Genomic DNA, 24,220 nt, shown 5'->3' with positions numbered 1-24,220 from the left:
TCAGCGCCGGCGCAGCGCGGGCCCGTCGTCGGCGGACCCGGCGTCCCTGCGCTTCCTGCGGCCGACGACGAGCAGGACGGGCAGCAGGAGCGTGGCCAGGGCGGTGGCCAGCCAGACGATGACCGTCGCGGCGATCCAGGTGGCGACCCCGCCCTCGATCGTGACGGCGTCTCCCCACACCGTGACGACGAGGAGCGCGACGAAGGTGGCCAGCAGCCCCACCCCGCCGAGCAGGGCGGTGGCGTTCTTGGCCGCGACCCGGGCCAGGAACGGCGATATCACGGTCTGGATGACGGCGAAGATGACCACGACCAGCAAGAAGCCCTCGGTCGTGACGGTCACCTCGTCCAGGACCAGGGAGGCGACCACCAGGCCGATGGCGGCCGAGGCGAGGAAGACGATCGTCCGCAGGAGGAGACGGATCATCGCGGACTCCGCGAGGACCGGACCGGACAGGCTCTGGGCATGCCCTCGACGGTAGTGGCCCAGCGACCGAACCGGAGCCCCTCGGGACGGAATTTCACTGGGGGACCTCGGCCGGGGGACCGGCTCGGGCGAGCACCTCGACGAGGAGCAGCACCGACGCCGTCGCCGCGACCACGGTGATCGTCCAGGCCCGGGACGGGTGCTCGGACATCGCGACGAGGACGACGGCCGGGACGAGGACCGCGGCCCGGACGGGTCCGCGGTAGCGGCCCAGGAGCCCGCCGACCGGGCTGCCGACGAGCCAGGCGACGGCCGCGACGACCAGTGCGACGAGCAGCACGCTACGCAGGGTGTACCGCATGAACCGGACGAGGACGTCGTACACCGCTCCGGCCGCGTCCGCGGGCAGCCGGGCGGCGGGGACCGAGTCGAGGTAGACGACGCGGAACGCGTCGAGGGCCATGCCCAGGGCGAGCATCGAGCCGGCCACCACCAGGCAGCCCGCGACCAGGACCCGGCGCCGGCGCCGGGCGATGAGTACGGCGGCCGCGAGCAGCAGGACCGACGCGACCGGCAGCACCCGGGCGAGGGTGGACAGCAGGTCGAAGCCGCGCTGGGCCCGGGCCACGTCGGGGGACTGGACGAGGACCATGGTCGCCCGCACCGACGGCAGCCGGTCGGCGAGCGTGAAGCCAGACGCGACGAGGCGGTCCTGGACGGCCCTGACGAGCACGGCCAGGTCGAGGTGGACGGCGTCGTCCTCCAGCTGCAGGGCCGAGTCGGGATCGCCGGTGAGCAGCGCGACCAGCTGAGCGTGTGCCTCGCGGTTGGCCCGCACCCAGCCGGTGGCGAACTCGTCGGAGCGGACGAAGGCGTCCACGTGCCGGGCCACGAAGCCCTCGATCCCGGTGGCGAGCGGCAGCCCGAGGGCCTCGATCGCCGCGGGCACCTCGAGGCGGCCGACGATCTCCGCGGTCAGCCGGTCGGCGACCGCCGCCTGCACGGTCGGATCGTCGGCGAGCGGTGCGATGGTCTCGACGTACCGGTCGGTGTCGCCGACCTGGTCGCGGGCCCAGGTCGCGACGACCGCGAGCGGTGCCGTGACCGCCAGGAGCACCAGGCACAGGACGACCGCGACGCTCCGCCACCAGCCGCCGATCGAGGGTGCGGTCACGCGCTGACCTCCGGGGCCGGGGAGCGGGGGACGCCGACATGCTGGTCGGGCGCCGCGGTGCCGGGCCTCGCCCGAATCGGGTGGCCTTTTCTCAGAGCAGGTGCAGGGACCGGGCGACGGCCAGCGCCTCGCTGCGACGCGAGACGGCGAGCTTGCCGTACAGGCTCGACACGTGGGTCTTCACGGTGTTCTCCGAGACGACCAGGTTCGCGGCGATGTCGGCGTACGTCGAGCCGCGGGCCAGCTCGCCGAGCACCTCGCGCTCGCGGGGGCTGAGGGCCTGGTGCACCTGGGTCGACGGCGTCGCGGACCGCTCCCGGGCGGTGGCTGTCGTCGGCGCGAAGAGCGACATGATGTCGGGACGTCCGGCGCCGTCGGCCGCCACCTGGCGGGCCCACGAGCCGTCGGTCCGGTCGACCCGGTGCAGCAGGGTCGCGACCGGAGTCCCCTGTCGCGACCAGCCGAGGAACGGGACCGCGTTGCGGCGTACCTCCGTCGCGGTGACGGCTTCGCGCAGTCGATCCATCGCGGCGTCCGGGTCGCCGAGGGCGTCGAGCAGCTGCGCCTCGCACATCAGCGCGAGCGCCCTCGTGGGCGGCTGCGACAGGGAGACGGTGTCCGCGGCTGCGCGGAACAGCTCCGCCGCGGCCCGGCGCTCACCGGCGAGGTCGGCTCGCAGCCCGGCGACCAGGGCGGCCTCGCCGGCCCCGGGCCGCCCCAGGAGCTCGTACTCGAGGTCCCGCAGGGTCGCCTGGTCGGCGGCGAGCGAGGCCAGGAACGCGCGCTCGATCAGCAGGGCGGAACGCAGGTGCGCGGGGAGCCGGCCCACCGAGACCGGCAGGTCCAGCGGGGCGATCAGGATCCGTTCCGCATCGGGGACCGACCCGGAGAGCAGGGCGAGCCGGGAGTCGCGCATCGAGAGCCAGAACCTCGTGCACAGGTCGGCGGCATGCACGGGGGTCGGCTCGGGGACCGGGAGGATCGGTGCGCTGGGCCACGGGAGGTCGACGAGTCCGGCGAGGAGGAGGGCCAGCGAGGAGCGGGCCGCGGCGAACCGGGGCCGCCAGGGCAGTGGCTCCCCGAGCAGGCCCAGGGCCTCGGTGGCGACCTGGGCGCACGCGCGCTCGCGTCCGGCGAGGTACTCGGTCATGGCGAGGTGGCTGGTGGCCTCCGCCGCCAGCGCCGGCAGGTCGCGGGACCGACACAGGTCGATGGCGGCGGCGAGACTGGACTCCGCCCCGGCCAGGTCGCCCGTCCAGTTCCTGGTGATGCCGAGCTCGGTCAGCAGCTGGGGGAGCACCCTGCGGTTGGCGGCGCCGACGGCGCTGTCCTGGTACGACGCCTGCACGACCCGCTCCGCGTGCACGACGGCGTCGTCGACCGGTTCCAGGCCCAGCCGGGCGCGCATCAGCCGCGCGCAGGCCAGCCGGGCGCACGATGAGCCGCCGGCGCCGCCGGTCGACCCGACCTCGTGCTGCGTGACCCGGTCCAGCCAGTGCCGGGCGGCCTCCACGTCGTTGACGACCCACCGCTCGAGGGCGACGGCGAACCACGAGTCCGGATGGGCGCCGATCACCTCCGGGTGCTGCCGGACGAACGCCGCGATGGCCGGGCCGTGCCCGCCCATCACGAGGACCGCGCCGTCGCTCCCCAGGACCTCGGCGGCGGCGTCCAGCTGGCCGACGGCGACCAGGCGGTCGAAGGCGCGGTGCCGCTCCCCCCGCTCGAGGTCGAGCGCGACCGCCTGGCCGACGGTGGCACGAGCGCGCTCGACGTCGACCCCGCCCGCGGCGAGGCGGCGACGGATGACCTCCGCGAGCAGCGGGTGGATCCGGTACTGCACCGCCCCGTCCGGGGACCGGCCGTCCAGGCGGGTGACCAGCAGTCCGGTGGTGGCCAGTCCCGCGAGCGCCTCGGCGGCGGCGGGGTCACGGGAGAGGTGGGCCGCGGTCGCTGCGGACACGGCCTCCTCTCGGGCCACGCAGAGCAGGGTGTGGCGCTCCCGGGGGGTCAGGGAGGCGAACACCTCGCTGACCACCCGGTCGGCGACCTGTCCCTCACCCTCGGCGTAGCGCCGGGCGGCCGCTGCGGGGTCGGGGTCGGCGGCGACCGCACGGGCGGTCAGGACCAGCGCCGCACACCAGCCCGCAGCGTGCGCGGTGATGGTCCGCACGACCTCCGGGTCGGTGGTGCGCGTGTGCTCGTGGATCAGGGCCGCCGCCTCGGCGTCGTCCATCCGGAGGGTGCCCCCGCGCAGCATCGTGAAGTGGCCGAGCAGCTCGGGCACGAGTCGGGTGAGCGGGAGGTCCCAGCGGCTCAGCAGCAGCACCCGCATCGAGTCGGGGGCCGCGCTCAGCCGCTCGTCGACCAGCCGCACCGCTGCCGCGGGCAGGACGTGGGCGTCGTCCACGACCACCAGGCGCGGGACGTCGCGGCCCCGTCCGGCGGCCCCGGCACTGTGGTCGAGGAGCGCGGAGAGTCGCTCGGCGTCCCAGGTCGCGTCGGCGTGCGCCCACAGTGCGTCCGGGCCCAGGTCGGGTCGGGCGACCTGCAGCCAGCCGCCCACCCCGAGCGTCTTGCCCGCTCCCACCGGCGCCACCAGGAGCGTCACCGCGCTCGCGACGGCCCGGTCCAGTCGCTCCCAGAGCACCTGTCGAGGCACGTAGGTCTGCGGCAGGCGGGGCGCCTGGGACCACTGCTCGTGCGACGTCGCTGGGGGCATGGGGGGTCTCCGTCGATCGAGAGCGATCTGAGGGCCGAGGAGGCGATGGTACGACGGATTCGGCTCGTTGGGCCGGGGCGATTCAGCCGCGAGGGACGAGCTCGTCGACCACCCGCTGCAGGACCTCGACGGCGCCCTCGCTCAGCACGACCCGCAGCAGGGCGACGTCGCCACGGGCGAGACCGCGCTGGATGAGAGGTCGTACGACGTCCAGGTCGGTCTCCGCGGTCAGCACCAGGAGGGCGGAGGTGCTGGGGACGATCCGGCACCGGACGTCCTCCAGGAAGGCCTCGTCGATCCCGGTCCCGTCGAGCCGCTCGGCCCAGGCGCCGATGCCGGCGGTGGTCGCGTCGGTGGTCGGGACGGCGGGCGGCAGCACGACGGCGCCGACCAGCGCCCCGAGCACCGACCTCTTCGCGGCCACCTGCGAGGTCCGGTAGCGCAGGTGGCCGATGCGGGGCTGGTGCGCCCCGGGGATCCAGATCACCGTGACCGCGTCCAGCACGGTCAGCGCTCCCCGCTGCTGCAGGGCCCGCAACCGCAGCTCGCCCGCCACGGCCCCCATCGGGGTGTCGTAGAGCCAGACGGTGAGCGTCGTGGGCGACATAGGTGCTCGCGGAGCGGTCAGTCCTCGTCGAAGACGGTGTGCAGCGCGGCCTCCTGCTCGCTGGACAGGTTGGTGAAGATCAGGTCCGAGGGCGGGTTGTCGGCGAACGCGTCGCGGACCTTGTCCATGACCGCGTCCGAGGACATCACGAACAGTGCCGAGGTCCCGGGGGTGATCTGGTCGCGCACCTTGTTGATGAAGCGGTCGTCGATCCCGACGTCGGTGAGCGAGCCGGCGAGGGCGCCGGTGGCGGCACCGATCGCGGCGCCGAGCAGCGGCACGAAGAAGATCAGGCCGAAGAGCATCCCCCAGAAGGCGCCGCCGAGGGCGCCGGCGCTGGTGGTCGGGGTGAGCTGCTGGGTCTTGGGCTTCTTCTTGCCCTGCTCCCAGGAGACCGTGGCTGCGTCGTGCAGCACGATCGACTGCTCGGTGGCCAGTCGGTTCAGCGTCGCGGCGGCGTCGCGGGCGCCGTCGGGGGTGTCGAACTTCCAGACCGTGAGGGTGGCTTTCGGCATCGGGATGCTCCTGCGTGTTCGTCGGGTGGGGACGGCGTGGTGCCTGGTCGGCACTCTTCCCCGGCTCCGCCGGTGCCTGCCTCGCCCGATTCCGGTGAGGCACGGGCGCGGTGCGGGACCTAGCGTCGGCCCAGACAGCACGGACCCGGGGGAGGGCACTGGTGACGAGGACGATGATCCGGGTCGACGCGAAGCTCTCCGACGAGCTCAGCTCGGCCTTTCCGCAGCTGGCCGCCCGGCACCACCGGCCCCAGACGACGCTGGTCGGCGACCTGACCGACCAGGAGGAGCTGCACGGCGTGCTGAACCTGCTCAGCTCCCTGGGCATCACCGTCCTCGAGGTCCTCACCATCCCCGACGACTGAGCCCCGACGACTGACCCTCGCCGACCTCAGGTGAAGGCGCTGATGCCGGTCTCGGCACGCCCGATGAGCAGCTTCTGGATCTGGCTGGTGCCCTCGTAGAGGGTCATCACCCGGGCGTCGCGCAGGTACTTCTCGGCCGGGTACTCGTCGACGTACCCGGAGCCGCCGTGGACCTGGATCGCGTTGTTGGCGGCGCGGACGGCGGCCTCGGAGGCGAACAGCTTGGCCTTGGACGCCGCGACGCCGAACGGCAGGCCGCGGTCGATCAGGTCGGCGCACCGCCACACCAGCAGCCGGGCCGCGTCGGCGTCGAGCGAGATGTCGGCGATCAGGTCCTGCACCAGCTGGAAGCCCGCCAGCGGCCGGCCGAACTGGGTGCGGGTGGTGGCGTACGCGACCGAGGTCTCCAGGCAGCCCTGGACGATGCCGACACAGCCGGCGGCCACCGAGACCCGGCCCTTGTCGAGCGTGGTCATCGCGATCCGGAAGCCCTGCCCCTCCTCGCCGAGCAGCGCGTCGGCGGGGACCCGGACCTCGGAGAGGAACAGCTCGGCCGTGGCCTGGCCGCGCAGCCCGAGCTTGCCGGTGATCGCGCGCGCCTCGAAGCCGGGGGAGTCGGTCGGGACCAGGAACGCGCTGATGCCCTTCGGGCCCGGCCCGCCGGTGCGCGCGAAGATCAGCGCCACGTCGGCCCAGGTGCCGTTGGTGATGAACAGCTTCTGGCCGCTGAGCACCCAGTCGTCGCCGTCGCGCCGGGCCCGGGAGGTCAGGTTGCCGGCGTCGGACCCGGTGTCGGGCTCGGTGAGCCCGAAGCAGCCGAGCAGGGTGCCGGTCGCGATGCCGGGCAGCCAGCGCTGCTTCTGCTCCTCGGAGCCGTTGCCGAGGACCGACTTGCCGACCAGTCCGTTGGAGACCGACACGATGCCGCGCAGCGCCGAGTCGGCGCGACCCAGCTCCTCCATGGCGAGCACGTAGGTCAGGTAGTCGCCCCCGAGCCCGCCGTACTCCTCGGGGATGGTGAGGCCGAAGAACCCGATCTCCGCCAGCTTCGGGACGATGGCGAGGTCGACCTGCTCGTCGCGGTCCCACTGCGTGCGGTGCGGCACCGCCTCCCGGTCGAGGAACTCGCGGGCCAGGGTCCGGAACGCCTCCTGCTCGTCGCTGAGGGCCAGGTCCATACCCGCCATCCTGCACCCTCGCGGGCGGCCTGCCTGTCGGCCCTTCGGCCGGCCTGCCGGTGGCCCCGCCGACTCGCCCCGCCGGAGCCCCACGTCGTGGGAGGATCTCGCGCATGACGAGCGTCGACCACGAGCACGGAGCACTGCGCGAGAACCTCGTCGCGGCTCTGCGGGCCGACATCATCAGCGGCCGGCTCGGCCCCGGTGCGCCGCTGCGGACCGAGGCGATCATGCAGCGCTTCGGCGTCTCCAACTCCCCGCTGCGCGAGGCCTTCGCCCAGCTGGCGTCCGAGGGGCTCGTCGTCGTCCAGCGCAATCGGGGCGCGTCGGTCGCGCCCCTGAGCCGGGGCGCCGCCGACGACGTGCTGCGGGTGGGCGGGCTGTTCCTCGAGCACGTGCTGCGCTGGGGTCTGCCGCGGTACGTGCCGGGCGACGCGGCGGCGCTGCGTCGTACCTCTCTCGACTTCGACCTCGCCTTCCGCAGCGGCGACCTGGTGACGGCGTTCGCGCAGGCTGACCGGTTCGGCGAGCAGCTGTTGGAGCGCTGCGGCAGCCGCGAGCTCGCGGCCGCCTTCCGCGGCCTGCTCCCGCAGCTGCAGCGGCTGGTCCGGCTGCTCGATCCGCTGGCCTTCCTGCCGCTCCAGGCTTCGCTGCAGGCCGCCGTGCTCGCCTCGGCCGAGGACCGCGACGTCGACAGCGCGGTCGCGGCCGTCGGCTCGGTGTGGCGCCAGGTCGCGCGGGCCGTCGAGGACCTCGGCGACGAGCACTTCGGGGCCTGAGGCCCACGATGACCGCCCTCGCCGAGCACCCCGACGCCCTGGCCCTGCGCCGGCGCCAGCGTGCGGGCGTGCTCGGCCGGCGACTCGGTTGGGTGCTGCTGCCGGCCGTCGTCGCCTCGACGACCCTCCACTACGTGGGGGAGTACGACGCGCTCACCGCGGTGCTGGTCAGTTTCGTCGTGCTGCTCAACACGGTGCACGTCGGCCTGTCGGTCTACGTCTTCGGCCTGGTGCGGCCCCGCCGGACCTGGCGGGTCTTCCACATCTACTTCGGCTACGCGCTCGGCGTGCTGATCTGGGCGTCGCAGACCAACCTCGACCGCGAACCCCTGCACACCTGGCTGACGGTGCTGATGGCGCTCGGCATCGCCGCGCACCTGCTGCTCGCGGCGCGCTGCGCGGCCCAGCGCCGGGCCGCGCAGCACGCCTGGGGTCGAGCGGTCAGCGACTGACCTTCAGCACCACCCGGGCGCCGGTGTCGCGCAGGGCCGGGCTCAGCGTCGTCCCGGCGTAGCTGAACCGGAGCTTGCCCCTGCCGGTCGGACGCCACGAGAACGAGCCGGTGAAGTCGCTGTCGCCGCCGCGCAGGGTGAGCCTCCGCAGCACCTTCGTCCGCCCCTTGGCGGGATCGAAGACGACTGTCACCCGGCGCCCCGGGCCGCCGGTGGCGGCGGCCAGCCGGACGGCGTACGTCGTCTTCCTGCCCTGGGGCCTGGGCGAGACGGCGAGCGCGCTGCGGACGGTCTCGACCGTGGTCGTGATCGGGACCTCGACCTTGACGACGGGGGTACGCCGCCAGATCGCGAGCGTGTTGCGGTCGAAGGAGCTGAAGACGAGCTCGGGGACCTGGTCGCCGTCGAGGTCGGAGACGACAGCGCCGCCGGCCTGCCCGAACTCCTCGCCCGGGTCGGTCAGGGTGTGCATCCGGGTCGCGCCGCCCGGCAGCTGCTCGATCCAGAACAGCCGCCGGTCGCCGTCGCCGGAGACCGCGAGGTCGACGTCGCCGTCGCCGTCGATGTCGCCGTACCCGAAGACGCCGGGTGCGCCCTGGCCGTAGCCGGGCCGCGAGGTGATGTCCTCGCCCGGGAAGAGCGGGAGGGTGCCGTTCTTGTACGCCTCGGGGCAGCCCGGCGTGCTGGTGGTCGGGTTGGACAGGGTGGTGAGGGCCCACTGCTCCGTCGGGTCGGCGGGCGGCACGAACTCCAGCACCTGCTCGCTCGGCAGGTAGGCCTGGGTGCAGCGGTTGGTGTGGTTGGTGCCGATCCACGACAACGTGCCGGGTCCGCGGAAGCCGGGCACGGGACGGATCTGGAAGCCCATGCCGGCGCCGCGACCGGCTGCGGTCGGGCCCAGGGTCGCGATCGTGTGCGCGGTGAAGTCACCGGCGCTGAGGCCGGCCTCGCCGTCGTCGCCCCGCTCGAGCCAGAGGAACGTCGCCCGGCCGACGTCCTCGGCGGTGGAGCCCGTGTCGAAGTACTGCGAGGAGACGATGTCGAGGTTGCCGTCCGCGTCGACGTCGTACACGACCGGGAGGCTGCCGCCGACGTCGCCGAGGGCGACCGGCTCGGCGAAGGTGTGGTCGGCCCGGCCCTTGAGGAACTGGGTCTGCACGTCGTCGTCCGTCTGGACGCCGGGGTTGCGGCCCTGCTCGCCGACGGTGAGCAGGTCGCGGATGCCGTCGCCGTCGAGGTCGACGTGCTGGACCCCGTGGAACGACCAGGACTGCGAGACCAGGATGTTGTGCCGCACGAAGGGGGTGGTGGCGCCGGTGTTCTCCCACCAGGTGAGGCTGCCGCGGCTGTTGCCGGCGAACGAGTCGAAGAAGTTGCCCGCCGGCACGATCAGGTCGGCGTCGCCGTCCCCGTCGACGTCGGAGACGGTCGGCTGGTTCGGGAAGATGATGTCGGCGCTCGCGTCGAACACGCTCACCTTGCGCCAGTCGGCCGGGTTGGCGCGCGGGCGGTAGACCTGCAGGGAGCCGCCCCCGACCGGCAGGCCCTGCTGCCCCAGGGCGCCGAAGCCGGAGGTGACCAGGTTCCTCTCGCCGGCGAAGACCTCACCGACGACGGTGAAGCTGGCGCCCTGGATCGCGGTGTCGACGTTGGTCCGGGTGAAGCCGGTCGTCGGTGCCGGGTCCGCCGCACCCGAGGAGGTCGTGGCCGCGGCGACCAGGGAGGCGGGGATCAGGGTGAGAGCGAGGAGCGTCGTACGTCGACGCCGTGATGGGTTGCGCACGGGGCGGTCCGTCCTTCGGTCGTGGGATCGAAGGACAACCGTCGCAGTGATTTCGCACAATCGGTAGAAGTTTCGCGAAATTTACCGACGGGGGGTGTCTGGGTCCCGTCGGCGCTCCCAGGCGGAGGCCGCGGCGAGCACCAGGAAGGCGAGCAGCGCACCGGCCAGGACGTCGATGACGTAGTGCTCGGCGAAGTAGACCAGCGCCGTCGACATGGCCAGCGGGTAGAGCAGCAGCACGAAGCGCCACGGGGTGCGCAGCCGCTGGACGGCGTACATCGCGATCAGGAAGGAGATGCCCGCGTGCAGCGACGGCATCGCCGCGACCGGGTTGCCGACGCCCTGCAGGATCAGGTCGACCCGGTCCAGCCCGATGTCGGACCAGCCGCGGCTGGTGATCCGGGTGACCTCGCCCATGTAGCCCTGCTCGGAGGCCATCCACGGCGGAGCCATCGGGTAGAGGATGTAGACGACCAGGGCCCCGAAGCTGATGCCGAGGTAGCGCCGCATCCACTTCATCCACTCGTGCCGGCTGCGCACCCACAGCACAGCCGCGATGGTCAGGCCGGCGAGGAAGTGCGTGGCGTAGACGGTGGTGAAGAACAGGTCGTACCACCGCGGCTCGCTGTCCTTCGTGCACGGGTCGCCGCACCAGGCGTCCTGCAGCCGCTCGGTCGGGGTGACGCCGCCGCCCAGCCACTCGTCGACGCGGATCGGCATCGTGATGTGCACCGGCAGCCCGAGCTCGTCGGTGAGGCCACGGCTGTAGAAGTAGATGACCAGCCCGACGACCGGCAGCCACCAGTCGCGCAGGAAGCTCAGGTGGTAGCGCGGCTCGGCCTCGACGTTCCAGGCGATGGTGCCGACCCACAGCCACAGGAACACCTGCAGGGTGTCGTTGGGGATGCCGAGTAGGTCGATCCACACCGCGAGCAGCGCCGCGTAGACCAGCATCGCGGCGAGCCGGGCCTTGCGGCGGGTACGGCGGGCCGGGACCGCGCGGGTGGGCTCGTCGAGGACGTCGTTCGGCTCCTCGGCCTGCTGCACCATGCGGAGGAGTCTAAGAGTTGGCTTTGCGCTCAGCCCACCGACGTCTCCAGCGGGTCCAGCGCACGGTGGTCAGCGACACGTGCCGCCAGCGTGCTCAGCTGGAACTGGCCGTCCCCGAGCAGGTGGTCGAGCGCGGAGAGATGGGCGGCGAAGCTGCCGACGGAGTACTCCGCGGTCATCGCGATCCCGCCGTGCAGCTGGATCGCCTCCTGACCGACGTGCCGGCTCGCCCGGCTCACCTGGAGCGCGGCCCGCGCGGCGGCGTCTGCGGTGCGGGCCGCGTCCCCGGTCGCGAGCACCATGGTCGCCCACTGCACGAGGCTGGCGGCCAGCTCCAGGGACACGTACATGTCCGCCGCGCGGAACGTCAGCGCCTGGAAGGTGTTGAGCGTGACGCCGAACTGCTTCCTGCTGGTGAGGTACGACGTGGTGGCGGCCAGGGCGACCTCCATCGCGCCGAGCGCCTCATGGCCGGCCATGATCCGGCCGATGTCCTGCACGGTGGCGATCGTCGACTCCAGGTCCTGCCCGGGCGCGCCGAGCGGGGTGGCCGGGGTGCTCTCCAGCACGACGCGCGCCGCGCGGCCACCGTCGTACGTCCGATAGCCGGTGCGCTCGGCCCCCGCGGGGTCGACCAGGAACAGCCCGGTGCCGCCGTCGGGGAGTGCGGCGCTGACCACCAGCAGGTCGGCGCGGGCGCCGTGCGGGACCGGCTCCTTGACGCCGCTCAGCGTCCAGGTGTCGCCGTCCCGGGTGGCCGTGACGGCGGTCGCGGCGGACGACCAGCGGCTGCCCTCCTCGTCGTGGGCGAAGGCCAGCACGCGCTCACCGGCCGACAGGGCGCCCAGCACCTCGGCCCGCTGCTCCGGGGTGCCGGCGGCGGAGACGAGGCCGCCGGCGAGCACCACGCTGGTGAGGTACGGCTCCGGTGCGAGCACCCGGCCCAGCTCCTGGGCCACGATGCCGATCTCGACCGGGCCGGCGCCGACGCCGCCGTCCTCCTCGGCGAAGGGCAGCCCGAGCAGCCCCATCTCGGCCAGCTGGGCCCAGACCTTCTCGCTGAAGCCCGGGTCGTCGGCCACGGTGCGGCGGCGCTGCTCGAAGTCGGCGTACGCCTTGCCGACCAGGCCGCGCACGGCGTCGCGGAGGGCGACCTGCTCGTCGTCGTAGGTGAAGTCCATCGTCGCTCCCTTACAGGCCGAGGATCGTGCGGGCGATGATCTGGCGCTGGATCTCGTTGGACCCGCCGTAGATCGACGCCTTGCGGAGGTTGAGGTACGTCGGCGCGGCATGCCGGGCCCACTCGGGGACCCCCGACCCGTCGCCGCTGGCCAGCCCCGCGGGGCCGGCGAGGTCGAGGACCAGCTCGGAGACCGCCTGCTGGATCTCGGTGCCCTTCAGCTTCAGCACCGAGCTGGCCGGGTGCGGCTCCGCGCCCTCGGAGTGGGCGACCACGCGGAGCGCGGTGAGCTCGAGCGCGAGCAGCTCGTTCTCGAGCTCGACGAAGCGGGCCCGGGTGAACGGGTCGTCCAGCTGCGCGCCGGCGTACTCCTTGGCCTGGGCCAGCACCCGCTTGGTGGTGCCCACCGGGGCGACGCCCACGCGCTCGTTGCCGAGCAGGAACTTGGCGATCGTCCAGCCGCTGTTGAGCTCCCCGACCAACAGGTCCGCGGGCACCCGGACGTCGGTGAACCACACCTCGTTGACCTCGTGGCCGCCGTCGATCAGCTCGATCGGGCGGACCTCGACGCCGGGGGTGGTCATGTCGATGAGCAGCATCGAGATGCCGGCCTGCTTCTTCACGTCCGGGTCGGTGCGGACCAGGGTGAAGATCCAGTCGCCGTACTGACCCAGCGTGGTCCAGGTCTTCTGCCCGTTGACCACGAAGTCGTCGCCGTCGCGGACCGCCGTGGTGCGCAGGCTCGCCAGGTCGGAGCCGGCATCGGGCTCGGAGAAGCCCTGGCTCCACCAGATGTCGAGGTTGGCCGTCGGCGGGAGGAAGCGCTCCTTGAGCTCCTGGGAGCCGAACTGCGCGAGCACCGGGCCGATCATGTTGGCGTTGAACGCCAGCGGCACCGGCACGGCCGCGGCCTGCATCTCCTCGGTCCACAGATGCCGCTGGAGGTCGCTCCACCCGCGCCCGCCCCACTCCTCGGGCCAGTGCGGTACGGCGAGCCCGGCCGCGTTGAGCGTCTGCTGGCTCTCGACGTGCTGCTCCTTGGTGAGCTCGCGACCGGCGATGACCGCGTCGCGGATCTCCTGGGGAAACTTCGTCGTGAAGAACTCGCGCATCTCCTCGCGGAATGCCTGGTCCTCCGGTGACAGCTCCAGCTGCACGTGCTTCCTCCCTCGTCCGGGCGACCCGTCGGTCGCGCGCCCACCTCATCATGGCTCGGCGTGCCGCAACAGGTTTCGCGTGCACAGCGTTGAAGGTGCATGGAGGCAGTCGTCGTCGGGTCGGAGGTGGGGGTGGCGCTCCCGTCCTTCGACGAATGGGTCGCCGCGCGCGGTCCCGCGCTGCTCCGGCTCGCCTACACGCTGACCGGCGACGCCGCCGACGCCGAGGACGTCGTCCAGGAGGCGCTCTCGCGGGCGCTGCCGCGCTGGTCGCGGATCTCCTCGGTCGAGGACCCCGACGCCTACGTGCGCCGGATGGTCGTCAACGCGCACGTCTCCTGGTGGCGGCGTTTCCGGCGCCGTGAGTCCCCGGCACCGTCCGTCACGCCCGCCGGGGTCGTCGAGGCGCCCGGGGTGCTCTTCGACGAGTCACGCCGGCTCTGGATGGCCTGCCAGGCGCTGCCCGAGGTGCAGCGCACCGCCGTGGTGCTGCGCTACTACGAGCAGCTCGAGTACGCCGAGATCGCCGCCCTCACCGGGGTGCGCGAGGGCTCGGTCCGCTCGCGGGTCTCGCGCGGGCTGGCCACGCTGCGGGCGTCGTACCCCCGGGAGGAGACCGATGACTGATCTCGAGGGGCGGCTGGCCGCTGCCCTGGACACCGGCGCAGCCGAGGCCCCCTCCGCCGCCGGCCTGGCCGAGGGGGCGCGACGGCGGCTGCGCGCGCGGCGCCGTACCCGAGCGGTGGTCGGCGGCGTCCTCGCCGTGCTGCTCGTCGCGGTGCCCGGCGGGGTGCTGCTGGCCCGCGACGACGGTTCGGCGTCACCGGTCGACGGCATCGCCGCCGACGGCTGGCGCACGGTGACGCACGACGGGATCGAGGTCGAGGCCCCCGCCGACTGGGAGTGGCTGGACACGTCGGGCTGCCAGGACGACCGCGACCGGATGGGGGCACCCGACACGAACCGATGCCGGCCCGACCGAGCCCTCTCGTTCTACCGCTCGGCGACGTTCGACCCGTTGTTGATGCCCGGGTTGCATGCTCCCACTGCTGAGCGGCCCGGACCCTGGACCGGCTACGTGTACGCCGGAGACTGGGTGATCCACGTGTCCGCCCCCGACCAGGACGTCGCCTGGCGGGTGCTCGCCTCGGCCCGGGTCGCCGGCGAGGGGGTACCGGACCTGGCGCGCGGCTCGGTCGAGCTGGTCGAGCACGGCCTGCGGGCGACCGTTCCGGTCGACGGGTCGAACTGGTCCCTGCGTTCTACGCCGCGACCGGGGCCGCGCTACCCGACGGTGCGTTCGCAAGACGGTCGGTGGAACGGCCGCGCGGGCCTCCCGGGCGGGGCGATGGTCGTCGAGACGGGCACCCAGGCGCTCGCCCAGCTGGTCGCGGGCTCGGTCGGACCTGCGGGCGTGCGCACCGAGACCTGGCGGGACCTGACCCTGGAGGTGCCGGACGAGTGGGGCGTGGGTGACACGTGCGGCAACACCGGCCCGCCGGTGGTCACCCGAGCGGACAACGTCTCGTGTCCGGGGCTGACCGGGTACGGCGTCCGCCTCGCGCCGTACCCGCGAGCGGCCACGCTGGCCGTCACGGACCGGATGCAGCGGGCCGAGGGTCCGAACTGGCCGGAGGGGTCCTGGAAGGCGATCGTCCAGGCCCCGGGATCGTCGACCGTCGCGATCGTGGTCATCGAGGACCGTGTGATGGGGCAGCGGATCATCGACTCGGTCAGGCGAGCGGGACGTTCGGACAGGCAGTAGTCCCCGGCCGCGGGCCGGCCGAGCGTGGCCGGTGGCTCCCCAGAGGACTATTGCCTGTCTGACGGTCCCCTGTGGATGACGCCGAGCGGGCCGTGGTGCGGCTGGGTCGGGGCGGTTCGCGCTCGCCACCGCCCAGCGCGACCGGCGCCGGGCGGTCGAGCTCGCGGGGGTGACCTCCCACCTCAGCGCCGCCCAGCACCACGGCTGGGCGGTCAAGACGGTGCCCGACCGCCCGTGGGTGACGGTCCGGCGCAAGCGCCGCCTCGACGCCGACACCCGGGCCACCGTCCATGTCGCGTACGCCGACCTCACGAAGAGCGAGGTCCGCGACGGCGTGACGACCCCGCTGCGGACGGTGCTCGACTGCGCGCGCCGGCTGCCGTTCGACGAGGCCCTCGCCGTTGCCGAATCGGCGCTACGGGGCGGCGACGTGACGAAGGACGAGCTGAGAACCGCGGCCGCCCAGGTGCGCGGCCCAGGTGCGACTGCCTGCCGCAGGATCGCCGCCGGGGCAGACGCGAGGTCCGCCAACCCGTTCGAATCCGTGCTGCGCGCGCTCGTCGTCGAGGTCGGCGGACTGGAGGTCGAGCCCCAGCACCCGGTCGTCGCGCGCGGGCGCACCTGGCACCCCGACCTCGTCGACGTACGACGGCGCCTCGTGATCGAGGCCGACTCCTGGGAGTTCCACACCGGGCGCGACGAGCACAGCCGCGACTGCGTCCGCTACACGGCACTGAGCGTCGAAGGCTGGACGGTCCTGCGGTTCACCTGGGAGCAGGTGATGCTCTCCCCGTCGTACGTCCGCGACGTGCTGCGCGAGGTGTCCGAGCTCCCGGCAGTCGCCTAAAGAAGATGCTCGGCGCGACCCGATGGCGGAGAATCCTCCGACGTGGGTCACGTGGATGTCGCAGGGGTGCGTTACGAGCTGCCGGACGGGCGGGCGCTGCTCGACGAGGTCTCCTTCCGGGTCGGCGAGGGCGCCAAGGTCGCGCTGGTGGGGGCCAACGGCGCGGGCAAGACGACGCTGCTGAGGATCATCACCGGAGACCTGCAGCCGCACGCGGGCGCCGTGACCCGCAGCGGCGGGCTGGGCGTGATGCGCCAGCACGTCGGGGTCTCGACAAGCTCGACCACCGACGAGCCCACCGTCGCCGACCTGCTGCTGAGCATCTCGCCGCCGCGGGTCCGCGCGGCCGCCGCCGAGGTCGACCGCCTCGAGCTGGCCTTGATGGACAGCGACGACGAGAAGACCCAGATGGCCTACGCCACCGCCCTGGGGGAGTACGCCGATGCCGGCGGGTACGACGTCGAGGTGACCTGGGACGTCTGCACCGTCGCGGCGCTGGAGCTGCCCTACGACCGGGCGAAGTACCGCGAGCTGACCACCCTGTCCGGCGGCGAGCAGAAGCGGCTGGTGCTGGAGTTCCTGCTCCGTGGTCCCGACCAGGTGCTGCTCCTCGACGAGCCCGACAACTACCTGGACGTCCCCGGCAAGATCTGGCTGGAGCAGCGGGTCCGCGAGTCCGACAAGACGATCCTGATGATCAGCCACGACCGCGAGCTGCTGAACAACACCGCCACCCGGGTCGTCACCGTCGAGCTCGGCGCCGCAGGGAACACGGTGTGGACCCACCCGGGCGGCTTCGCGTCGTACCACGAGGCCCGCAAGGACCGGTTCGCCCGTCTGGAGGAGCTGCGCCGCCGCTGGGACGAGGAGCAGGCCAAGCTCAAGGCGCTGGTGCTCCGGCTGAAGATCAAGTCCGAGTACAACGACGGCATGTCCAGCCAGTACCGCGCCGCGCAGACCCGGCTCCGCAAGTTCGAGGAGGCCGGCCCGCCGATGGAGCAGCCGCGCGAGCAGCAGGTCTCCATGCGCCTCAAGGGCGGGCGCACGGGCAAGCGCGCCGTGGTCTGCGAGGGCCTGGAGCTGCTCGTATCGAGTAGCGAGCGCAGCGAGGGTACCGAGATGACCGGGCTGATGAAGCCCTTCGACCTCGAGGTCTGGTACGGCGAGCGGGTGGCCGTGCTCGGTTCCAACGGCTCCGGCAAGTCGCACTTCCTGCGGCTGCTGGCCGTCGGCGGCAGCGACCCCGACGTCGAGCACCGCCCGGTGGGGGAGGTCGAGATCCGCCCGGTCCCGCACGCCGGCAAGGCCAAGCTCGGAGCGCGGGTGCGGCCCGGGTGGTTCGTGCAGACCCACGACCACCCCGAGCTGATCGGTCGCACCCTGCTGGAGGTGCTGCACCGCGGAGACGGCCACCCGGGCGGTCGTCAGGGCATGGGTCGCGAGCAGGCCGCGCGGGTCCTGGACCGCTACGAGCTGGCCCACGCCGGGGAGCAGCCGTTCGAGTCGCTGAGCGGCGGCCAGCAGGCACGGTTCCAGATCCTGCTGCTGGAGCTCTCCGGCGCGACCCTGCTCCTGCTCGACGAGCCCACCGACAACCTCGACGTGCAGTCCGCCGAGGCGCTGGAGGAGGGGCTCGCGGCGTTCGAGGGCACCGTGCTGGCGGTCACCCACGACCGCTGGTTCGCCCGCGGCTTCGACCGATTCCTGGTCTACGGCGCCGACGGCGAGGTCTACGAGTCCGACGGGCCGGTCTGGGACGAGGGCCGGGTGCAGCGCGCGCGATGAGCGAGCTGCGGATCGTCGACCTCGACGTCTACGACCGCGCCGCCTTCGACGCCTGGCACCGGGCCTACGCCCTCGCCGAGCGGCACGGCCGGGAGGATGTCGCCACCGTCTGGCAGGTCGAGGAGCTGCGGGCGATGATGCAGGACTCCGGCACCCGGCACCGGAACGCCGGCTGGAGCGGTGTCGTCGGCGACGAGGTCGTCGCGGCCGGCTGGCTGCGCACCCCGCTGCTGGACAACCTCGACCGCGCCGAGCTCTCGGTCCACGTGCTCCCCGAGCACCGGCGCCGTGGCCACGCCAGCGCCCTGCTCGCCCACCTGGAGCGGGTCGCGCGCGAGCGCGGCCGGCGCATCCTGGGAGGCGAGGCCCGCTATGCGTACGACGCCGGCCCCGACGGCACCGGCGAGAGCGGGCCGGAGTTCGCCCGGGCCCGGGGCTACGCGCTCGCCCTCGGCGACGTCCAGCGGGAGGTCCCGTTGCCGGTCGCCGGCGGGCTGCTCGACCGGCTCGCGGCCGAGGCGGCGCCGCGTCACGCGTCGTACACGCTGCGCTCGTGGGTGGGACCGGTGCCCGAGGAGCTGCTGGCGGGCTGGTCAGCCCTCACCGCGAGCCTGCTGACCGAGGCGCCGACCGGCGAGCTCGACGTCGAGCCCGAGGCCGCCAGCCCCGAGGCGGTCCGCGAGCAGGAGGCCGTGCTCGCCCGGCAGGGCCGCACCAAGTTCAACACCGTGGCGCTGACCGCGGCCGGCGAGCTGGTCGCCTACTCCGACCTGGCGCTCACCGAGCACGAGTCGGACCGCGCCTACCAGTGGGGCACCCTGGCCCGCCGCGACCACCGGGGCCACCGACTCGGGATCGCCGTCAAGGTCGCCAACCTGCGGCTGCTGCAGGCCGAGCGCCCCGGCCTCGCGAAGCTGATCACCTACAACGCCGAGGTCAACGAGCACATGGTCCGCGTCAACGACCTGCTGGGTTTCGTGCCGGTGGCCCGGCTGGGCGAGTTCCAGAAGCACCTCTGAATCCTCGGCCCAGCCGGGCCACCCTGGCCGGCTCACCCCCAAGCCGGCCCACCCCCGGTCCCCCCGGTCAGGTCAGGACTTGGACGACGAGGCGTCCGAGTCCAGCTTCAGCTCGGCGGTCTTCTCCGCACCGTCGCGCTGGTAGGTGACGGTGACGGTGTCGCCGGGCCGGTAGGAGCGGATGGTGGCGATCAGGTCGTCGGAGCTGGAGATCAGCTGGTCGTCCACCTTGGTGATGACGTCGCTGGCCTTCAGGCCCGCCTTGCCGGCCGCCGAGCCGTCGCCGATCTCCTGGATCTGCGCACCCTCGGTGCTCTGCTCCTGCTCCTGCGGCGCGGTGCCGTTGCCACCGCCGTTGCCACCGCCGTTGCCACCCTGGGTGGCGCCGACGTCGGAGACGGTGATGCCGAGGCGGGCGTGGGTCGGGGTCTCGCCGGCCACGATCTGCTCGACGATCGGCATCGCATCCGAGATCGGGATCGCGAAGCCGAGGCCGATCGAGCCGCCCTCCTGGCCCTGCCCGAACTGCGAGGAGGAGCTCGTGGTCTGAATCGAGGAGTTGATGCCGACGACGTGGCCGGCCATGTCGACCAGCGCGCCGCCGCTGTTGCCGGGGTTGATCGCCGCGTCGGTCTGGATGGCGGGGTACGCCGTGGTGTTGCCGTTGCCGTCGCTGCCGACGTCGACCGGGCGGTTGAGCGCGCTGACGATGCCGCTGGTGACGGTGGCGTCGAGGCCGAACGGCGAGCCGATCGCCACCACGCCCTCGCCGACCGCCAGGTCGTCGGAGGAGCCGAGGGTGGCGGGCGTGAGACCGGAGACGTCCTGGGCCTGGATCACCGCGACGTCGGTCAGCGGGTCGGTGCCGACCACCTCGGCGGGAGCCTTGGTGCCGTCGTTGAACGACACCGAGATCCGGCCGCCCTCGCCGGCGAGGGCGGCGACGTGGTCGTTGGTGAGGATCTGGCCGTCGGAGCTGAGGATGATGCCCGAGCCCGACCCGGACCCACCCGAGCCGGTCACATCGATCTTCACCACCGAAGGCAGCACGGAGGACGCGACGGACTCGACGCTGCCGTCCGCGGCGGGGGAGTCGGGGGTGTCGGCCACCTGGGAGGTGGTCCGCCCCGGAGACGCGGTCCCGCCGGCCGGCTCGTCGTCGAAGGCCGACCAGGCCGCCGCGCCGCCGACACCGGCGGCGCCGCCCACCAGGAGCGAGGCCGCGACGACGGCCGCGGCGAAGCCCTTCCGGCCACGACGTGGCGGCTGGGCCGCGAGCGGCTGGGTCGCGGGGGCCGGCTGGACCGGCGGCGCGAAGGACGGCGGCGGCGGCGGGGGACCCTGGAAGATCGGACGGGTGTCGTCGGTTGCCCGGCCGGCCGGGTCGAAGGGGGGCTGGTCGCCGGGGTGGTTCCCGGAAGGAGAGGTGCTGGGCTGGTCGTTCATGGTCTCCACGATGGGGGCCCAATCTGTGACGACGCTGAGATCCGCCTTCACGTCCTCGAAGAAGCCGGCGTCCCCGCGCCCGGTTGTCGGGTCGTGTGACCCGCGACACAATCACCGGCATGACAGCTCCGGAGCCGCGCTTCGTCGACGACCGGGTCTCCCACTGGGCGGCCACCACCCCCGATGCCGAGTGCATGACCTACCTCGGCCGCACCTGGACCTGGCGCGAGTGGGACGACCGGGTACGCCGGGCCGCGGGCGGCCTGCAGGCGCTCGGCATCGGTCGCGGCGACGTGGTCGCCTTCCTCGACAAGAACCACCCGGCGTGCGTCGAGATCAGCCTCGGGGCCGGGTCGCTGGGTGCGGCCAACGCCATCGTCAACTGGCGGCTCGCGGAAGACGAGATCGACTACGCCGTCAACGACAGCGGCGCCCGGATCCTGGTGGTCGGGACGGAGCTGATGCCCGCGATCGAGAAGATCCGCGACCGGCTCCCGCAGGTCGAGAGGATCATCGAGGTGACCCCGGACGGGGCCGAGGGTGACGAGTACGAGGCGTTCCTGGCCGCGGCGACGCCGGTGGCGCGACCGGCCGACGTCTCGCCCGACGACGTGTGCCTGGTGATGTACTCCTCCGGCACCACCGGCCGGCCCAAGGGCGTGATGCTCACCCACACCAACATGGTCGAGCACACCGTGAACTCCCACGACGGGCTGGTGCTCGACCCCGGCGACAAGATCATGGTCGCGATGCCGCTGTTCCACGTCGGCGGCTCGTCGTACGTCCTGCTCGGCCTGCACGACGGCCTGCCGAGCGTGATGACCCGCGACCCCGACGGTGCCTCGCTGGCCGGCGCGATCCTCAGCGGCGCGAACCGCACCTTCCTGGTGCCGGCCGTCCTCGCGCAGGTGCTGCAGGCCGGGCCCGACGCGGTCAAGCTGTTCGGCGCGCTGAAGACCTACACGTACGGCGCCTCGCCGATGCCGCTCCCGCTGCTCCGCTCGGCGATGGAGGCCTGGCCCGACACCGACTTCGTGCAGGTCTACGGCCTCACCGAGGTCGCCGGTGTGGCCACCCATCTGATGCCCGAGGACCACCGCGACCCCGAGCACCCCGAGCGACTGGTCTCCGCGGGACGGCCGATCCCCGGCATGGAGGTGCGGATCGTCGACCCGGGCACCCTGACGGACCTGCCGGTCGGCGAGCACGGTGAGATCTGGCTGCGCTCGAAGCAGGTGATGAAGGGCTTCCTCGGCAAGCCGGAGGAGACCGCGAAGGTGCTGGTCGAGGACGGCTGGTTCCGCACCGGCGACCTGGGCAAGGTCGACGACGGCGGCTACGTCTTCGTCCAGGACCGGCTCAAGGACATGATCATCAGCGGCGGCGAGAACATCTACAGCCCGGAGATCGAGCGGGTGCTCGCCGAGCACCCCGCCGTCATGGAGGTCGCCGTCATCGGCATCCCGGACGACCAGTGGGGCGAGGCGGTCAAGGCGGTGGTGTCGCTGAAGCCGGACACCTCGGCGACCGAGGCCGAGCTGATCGACTGGTGTCGCGAGCACCTGGCGCACTACAAGTGCCCCAGGTCCGTGGACGTGCTCGAGCTGCTGCCCCGCAACCCCACCGGCAAGATCCTCAAGCGCGACCTGCGCGCGCCGTACTGGCAGGGTCGCGACCGCGCGGTCTGAGCGGGTGCGGGGATCGCAACGCCCGAGAACGTCAGGGGATGGCGGAGAACCCCGGCGTCATACGGGCAGGCCGCGCGCGAGCAGCTCCGCCCGCAGCGAGCCGGCGTCGGTGAAGACGATGCCGTCCATCCCGAGCGAGACGGCGGCGGCGACGTTGTCGGCGCGGTCGTCGACGAAGACCAGCTCGTCCAGCGGCAGGCCGGCGCGCTCGCCCACGATCGCGAAGACCCGCGGCTCGGGCTTCGCGACGCCCTCGGTGCCGGAGACGACGACGCCGTCGAGCAGGGCGAGGAAGTCGAACATCGCCGGGGCGTGCGGCCACAGCTCGTCGGACCAGTTGGTCAGCCCCCACTGGGGTACGCCGGCCGCGTGCAGCGCGCGTACCAGGTCGACGCTGCCGGGCACCTCGCCGACCAGCGACCGCGGGAAGTGGGCGCGATAGGCCCGCGCGTGCGCGGCCCAGTGCGGGTGCGTGCGTGCCACCTCGGCCTCGGCGGGCTCCCACCGGCCGCCCGAGTCCTGGAGGTGGTTCCAGGCCAGGAAGTCGAAGTCGTCGGCCGCCAGGAAGCGGGCCGCCTCGGCCTCGCCCACGGCGGCCGCGACGGCGTACGACGGCTGCCAGTCGATGAGGACGTTGCCGAGATCCCAGACGACCCCCGACGGCGTGCCGTCGGGGGTCGTCTCGGTGGTGCTGTGCTTGGTCACGTCAGGGGGTCTCGATACGCGGGTCGCTCGACACCATCATCCGACCTGCCGTCGCAAGCTCCGGCAGCTCAGATCACGCCCAGCGCTCGGAAGCGGGGACGAACTCCAGGGTGCGGTCGCCGGTGTAGATCTGCTTCGGACGAGCGATCTTCTGCTCCTTGTCCTGCACCAGCTCGTTCCACTGGGCCAGCCAGCCCGGGGCGCGGCCGATGGCGAACAGGACGGTGAACATCTCCGGCGGGAACTGCAGCGCCTCGTAGATGAGGCCGGAGTAGAAGTCCACGTTGGGGTAGAGCTTCCGCTTGACGAAGTACTCGTCCTCGAGCGCGATCTTCTCGAGCTCCTGGGCGATCTCGAGCAGCGGGCTGACCCCGGTGACCTCGAAGACGTCGTCGCAGGCCTTCTTGATGATCTTGGCGCGCGGGTCGTAGTTCTTGTAGACGCGGTGACCGAAGCCCATCAGCTTCTCGTCGCCGTTCTTCACGCCCTCGATGAAGGCGGGGATGTTCTCCTTGCTGCCGATGCGCTTGAGCATCCGCAGCACCGCCTCGTTGGCGACACCGTGCAGCGGGCCGAAGAGCGCGCCGACGCCGGCCGCGACCGCGGAGTACGGGTCGACCTGCGAGGAGCCGACCGAGCGGACCGCGTTGGTGGAGCAGTTCTGCTCGTGGTCGGCGTGCAGGATCAGGAGCACGTCGAGGGCCTTGACCAGGCGCTCGTCGGCCTCGTACTTCTGCTCGCTCATCTTGAACAGCATGGAGAGGAAGTTGGCGGTGTAGCCGAGGTCGTTGTCGGGGTAGACGAACGGCTTGCCCTGCGCGTGGCGGAACGACCAGGCGCCCAGCGTCGGCATCTTGGCGATCATCCGGACGATCTGCATGTGCCGGTTGTCGCCGTCGGAGATGTTGCGCGCGTCGGGGTAGAACGTCGAGAGGGCCCCGACCGACGCCATCAGCATCCCCATCGGGTGCGCGTCGTAGCGGAAGCCCTCCATGAACGACTTGACGTTCTCGTGCACGAACGTGTGGTAGGTGATCTCGTGCACCCACGCGTCGTACTCGGCCTTCGTCGGGAGGGCGCCGTGGATGAGCAGGTAGGCGACCTCGAGGAAGTTCGACTTCTCGGCCAGCTGCTCGATCGGGTAGCCGCGGTACTCCAGGATGCCCTTCTCGCCATCGATGAAGGTCACGGAGGACCGACAGGACGCGGTGTTGACGAAGCCCGGGTCGTAGACGGCGAGGCCGGGAGTCTCGTCCGACTCCTTGATCTTGCCAAGGTCGGCGGCGCGAACCGTGCCGTCGACGATCGGTACGTCGTACTCCTGTCCGGTGCGGTTGTCACGGACGGTGAGGGAATCAGTCACCCCGGCAACTTATCCGTTGCTGATGAACGGTCGACACCCGGTGTCCGCACCGCGGTCTCCGTGCGGTTTTGACCGCCGTGCTGGCAGGCCCGTATCTTGGGTGGTCGCGCCCCTGCCGCCCTGGTGCGTCAAGCACGTGGAGGGCAGTCCCGGACGAGTCTGAGCCGGGCAGTTGTTCGTCAGAAGGCGCGGCATCACCACCTGGTCGGCACAC

General features: G+C 72.6%; 22 protein-coding genes. 9 read left to right on the top strand and 13 right to left on the bottom strand.

The genetic code is table 11. From position 1 onward, the window contains the following. The 5 genes from MUB56_RS00205 to MUB56_RS00185 form a co-directional block, all read right to left on the bottom strand. Positions 1–426, bottom strand: a complete 426-nt coding sequence (locus MUB56_RS00205) for a hypothetical protein (protein WP_244929915.1) — start codon at positions 424–426, stop codon at positions 1–3. A 94-nt stretch (positions 427–520) separates the two neighbouring features. Further along, positions 521–1,600 carry a hypothetical protein gene (locus tag MUB56_RS00200; protein WP_244929914.1) on the bottom strand — a complete coding sequence of 360 codons (1,080 nt, stop codon included), beginning with the start codon at positions 1,598–1,600 and terminating at the stop codon, positions 521–523. A gap of 91 nt (positions 1,601–1,691) precedes the next feature. Then, positions 1,692–4,322 carry a LuxR C-terminal-related transcriptional regulator gene (locus MUB56_RS00195; protein WP_244929913.1) on the bottom strand — a complete coding sequence of 877 codons (2,631 nt, stop codon included), beginning with the start codon at positions 4,320–4,322 and terminating at the stop codon, positions 1,692–1,694. A gap of 82 nt (positions 4,323–4,404) precedes the next feature. Then, positions 4,405–4,929, bottom strand: a complete 525-nt coding sequence (locus MUB56_RS00190) for a DUF1269 domain-containing protein (protein ID WP_244929912.1) — start codon at positions 4,927–4,929, stop codon at positions 4,405–4,407. A gap of 17 nt (positions 4,930–4,946) precedes the next feature. Further along, positions 4,947–5,444 (bottom strand): DUF1269 domain-containing protein, encoded by a 498-nt coding sequence (locus MUB56_RS00185; RefSeq protein ID WP_244929911.1) that lies wholly within the window; start codon positions 5,442–5,444, stop codon positions 4,947–4,949. 161 nt (positions 5,445–5,605) lie between these two features. Between MUB56_RS00185 and MUB56_RS00180 the strand changes: the two genes are divergently transcribed. Continuing rightward, on the top strand, positions 5,606–5,809 hold the full coding sequence (locus MUB56_RS00180; protein WP_244929910.1) for a hypothetical protein: 204 nt from the start codon (positions 5,606–5,608) through the stop codon (positions 5,807–5,809). A gap of 26 nt (positions 5,810–5,835) precedes the next feature. Here the strand turns inward: MUB56_RS00180 and MUB56_RS00175 are convergent, their stop codons facing one another. Beyond that, a complete protein-coding gene (locus MUB56_RS00175) occupies positions 5,836–6,987 on the bottom strand; it encodes an acyl-CoA dehydrogenase family protein (protein ID WP_244929909.1) in 1,152 nt (383 codons plus the stop codon). A gap of 113 nt (positions 6,988–7,100) precedes the next feature. Here MUB56_RS00175 and MUB56_RS00170 point away from each other — a divergent pair, with 113 nt between their 5' ends. Beyond that, positions 7,101–7,766 carry a GntR family transcriptional regulator gene (locus tag MUB56_RS00170; RefSeq protein ID WP_244929908.1) on the top strand — a complete coding sequence of 222 codons (666 nt, stop codon included), beginning with the start codon at positions 7,101–7,103 and terminating at the stop codon, positions 7,764–7,766. An 8-nt stretch (positions 7,767–7,774) separates the two neighbouring features. Beyond that, positions 7,775–8,218, top strand: coding sequence for a hypothetical protein (locus MUB56_RS00165; RefSeq protein WP_244929907.1), 444 nt, complete (start codon positions 7,775–7,777; stop codon positions 8,216–8,218). Here MUB56_RS00165 and MUB56_RS00160 read toward each other — a convergent pair. From MUB56_RS00160 to MUB56_RS00145, 4 genes are all read right to left on the bottom strand, one after another. Further along, positions 8,208–10,001 (bottom strand): VCBS repeat-containing protein, encoded by a 1,794-nt coding sequence (locus MUB56_RS00160; RefSeq protein ID WP_244929906.1) that lies wholly within the window; start codon positions 9,999–10,001, stop codon positions 8,208–8,210. The two genes, MUB56_RS00165 and MUB56_RS00160, sit on opposite strands and share 11 nt — an antisense overlap. Positions 10,002–10,082: 81 nt before the next feature. Beyond that, positions 10,083–11,051 (bottom strand): phosphatase PAP2 family protein, encoded by a 969-nt coding sequence (locus MUB56_RS00155; RefSeq protein ID WP_244929905.1) that lies wholly within the window; start codon positions 11,049–11,051, stop codon positions 10,083–10,085. A 29-nt stretch (positions 11,052–11,080) separates the two neighbouring features. Continuing rightward, positions 11,081–12,232, bottom strand: coding sequence for an acyl-CoA dehydrogenase (locus MUB56_RS00150; protein WP_244929904.1), 1,152 nt, complete (start codon positions 12,230–12,232; stop codon positions 11,081–11,083). A 10-nt stretch (positions 12,233–12,242) separates the two neighbouring features. After that, a complete protein-coding gene (locus MUB56_RS00145) occupies positions 12,243–13,388 on the bottom strand; it encodes an acyl-CoA dehydrogenase family protein (protein WP_244929903.1) in 1,146 nt (381 codons plus the stop codon). Between the two features lie 99 nt (positions 13,389–13,487). Here MUB56_RS00145 and MUB56_RS00140 point away from each other — a divergent pair, with 99 nt between their 5' ends. The 5 genes from MUB56_RS00140 to MUB56_RS00120 all read left to right on the top strand — a co-directional run bounded on the left by MUB56_RS00140 (position 13,488) and on the right by MUB56_RS00120 (position 18,804). Then, complete coding sequence (locus MUB56_RS00140; RefSeq protein ID WP_244929902.1) at positions 13,488–14,015, top strand: SigE family RNA polymerase sigma factor; 528 nt, start codon at positions 13,488–13,490, stop codon at positions 14,013–14,015. Then, positions 14,008–15,153, top strand: coding sequence for a hypothetical protein (locus MUB56_RS00135; protein ID WP_244929901.1), 1,146 nt, complete (start codon positions 14,008–14,010; stop codon positions 15,151–15,153). Before MUB56_RS00140 ends, MUB56_RS00135 begins: the two co-directional genes overlap by 8 nt. Positions 15,154–15,322: 169 nt before the next feature. Beyond that, a complete protein-coding gene (locus MUB56_RS00130) occupies positions 15,323–16,000 on the top strand; it encodes a DUF559 domain-containing protein (RefSeq protein WP_244929900.1) in 678 nt (225 codons plus the stop codon). 42 nt (positions 16,001–16,042) lie between these two features. Next, positions 16,043–17,785 carry an ATP-binding cassette domain-containing protein gene (locus tag MUB56_RS00125; protein ID WP_244929899.1) on the top strand — a complete coding sequence of 581 codons (1,743 nt, stop codon included), beginning with the start codon at positions 16,043–16,045 and terminating at the stop codon, positions 17,783–17,785. Further along, on the top strand, positions 17,782–18,804 hold the full coding sequence (locus tag MUB56_RS00120; RefSeq protein WP_244929898.1) for a GNAT family N-acetyltransferase: 1,023 nt from the start codon (positions 17,782–17,784) through the stop codon (positions 18,802–18,804). Before MUB56_RS00125 ends, MUB56_RS00120 begins: the two co-directional genes overlap by 4 nt. Positions 18,805–18,876: 72 nt before the next feature. Here MUB56_RS00120 and MUB56_RS00115 read toward each other — a convergent pair whose 3' ends face one another. Then, entirely contained in the window at positions 18,877–20,250 is a 1,374-nt protein-coding gene (locus MUB56_RS00115; RefSeq protein WP_244929897.1) for a trypsin-like peptidase domain-containing protein, read from the bottom strand. A 119-nt stretch (positions 20,251–20,369) separates the two neighbouring features. On the opposite strand from MUB56_RS00115, the gene MUB56_RS00110 reads away from it, so the two are divergent. Next, positions 20,370–21,938: a long-chain-fatty-acid--CoA ligase gene (locus MUB56_RS00110; RefSeq protein WP_244929896.1), complete on the top strand. Its 1,569-nt coding sequence runs from the start codon at positions 20,370–20,372 to the stop codon at positions 21,936–21,938. A 57-nt stretch (positions 21,939–21,995) separates the two neighbouring features. Here MUB56_RS00110 and MUB56_RS00105 read toward each other — a convergent pair whose 3' ends face one another. Both MUB56_RS00105 and MUB56_RS00100 read right to left on the bottom strand, forming a co-directional pair. Beyond that, positions 21,996–22,643: an HAD family phosphatase gene (locus MUB56_RS00105; protein WP_244929895.1), complete on the bottom strand. Its 648-nt coding sequence runs from the start codon at positions 22,641–22,643 to the stop codon at positions 21,996–21,998. 73 nt (positions 22,644–22,716) lie between these two features. After that, positions 22,717–24,006, bottom strand: coding sequence for a citrate synthase (locus tag MUB56_RS00100; protein ID WP_244929894.1), 1,290 nt, complete (start codon positions 24,004–24,006; stop codon positions 22,717–22,719). Positions 24,007–24,220: the final 214 nt, after the last annotated feature.

The sequence above is a fragment of the Nocardioides sp. W7 genome, from assembly GCF_022919075.1.
GTDB lineage: Bacteria > Actinomycetota > Actinomycetes > Propionibacteriales > Nocardioidaceae > Nocardioides.
This window is presented reverse-complemented; position numbering and strand designations above follow the sequence as displayed.

What these genes read in the sequence shown, in the direction of transcription:
- MUB56_RS00175 (WP_244929909.1), bottom strand. Translation starts at nt 6,987, where the DNA reads ATGGACCTGGCCCTCAGCGACGAGCAGGAGGCGTTCCGGACCCTGGCC.
- MUB56_RS00205 (WP_244929915.1), bottom strand. Translation starts at nt 426, where the DNA reads ATGATCCGTCTCCTCCTGCGGACGATCGTCTTCCTCGCCTCGGCCGCC.
- MUB56_RS00155 (WP_244929905.1), bottom strand. Translation starts at nt 11,051, where the DNA reads ATGGTGCAGCAGGCCGAGGAGCCGAACGACGTCCTCGACGAGCCCACC.
- MUB56_RS00120 (WP_244929898.1), top strand. Translation starts at nt 17,782, where the DNA reads ATGAGCGAGCTGCGGATCGTCGACCTCGACGTCTACGACCGCGCCGCC.
- MUB56_RS00115 (WP_244929897.1), bottom strand. Translation starts at nt 20,250, where the DNA reads ATGAACGACCAGCCCAGCACCTCTCCTTCCGGGAACCACCCCGGCGAC.
- MUB56_RS00165 (WP_244929907.1), top strand. Translation starts at nt 7,775, where the DNA reads ATGACCGCCCTCGCCGAGCACCCCGACGCCCTGGCCCTGCGCCGGCGC.
- MUB56_RS00110 (WP_244929896.1), top strand. Translation starts at nt 20,370, where the DNA reads ATGACAGCTCCGGAGCCGCGCTTCGTCGACGACCGGGTCTCCCACTGG.
- MUB56_RS00140 (WP_244929902.1), top strand. Translation starts at nt 13,488, where the DNA reads ATGGAGGCAGTCGTCGTCGGGTCGGAGGTGGGGGTGGCGCTCCCGTCC.
- MUB56_RS00150 (WP_244929904.1), bottom strand. Translation starts at nt 12,232, where the DNA reads ATGGACTTCACCTACGACGACGAGCAGGTCGCCCTCCGCGACGCCGTG.
- MUB56_RS00185 (WP_244929911.1), bottom strand. Translation starts at nt 5,444, where the DNA reads ATGCCGAAAGCCACCCTCACGGTCTGGAAGTTCGACACCCCCGACGGC.
- MUB56_RS00135 (WP_244929901.1), top strand. Translation starts at nt 14,008, where the DNA reads ATGACTGATCTCGAGGGGCGGCTGGCCGCTGCCCTGGACACCGGCGCA.
- MUB56_RS00195 (WP_244929913.1), bottom strand. Translation starts at nt 4,322, where the DNA reads ATGCCCCCAGCGACGTCGCACGAGCAGTGGTCCCAGGCGCCCCGCCTG.
- MUB56_RS00170 (WP_244929908.1), top strand. Translation starts at nt 7,101, where the DNA reads ATGACGAGCGTCGACCACGAGCACGGAGCACTGCGCGAGAACCTCGTC.
- MUB56_RS00190 (WP_244929912.1), bottom strand. Translation starts at nt 4,929, where the DNA reads ATGTCGCCCACGACGCTCACCGTCTGGCTCTACGACACCCCGATGGGG.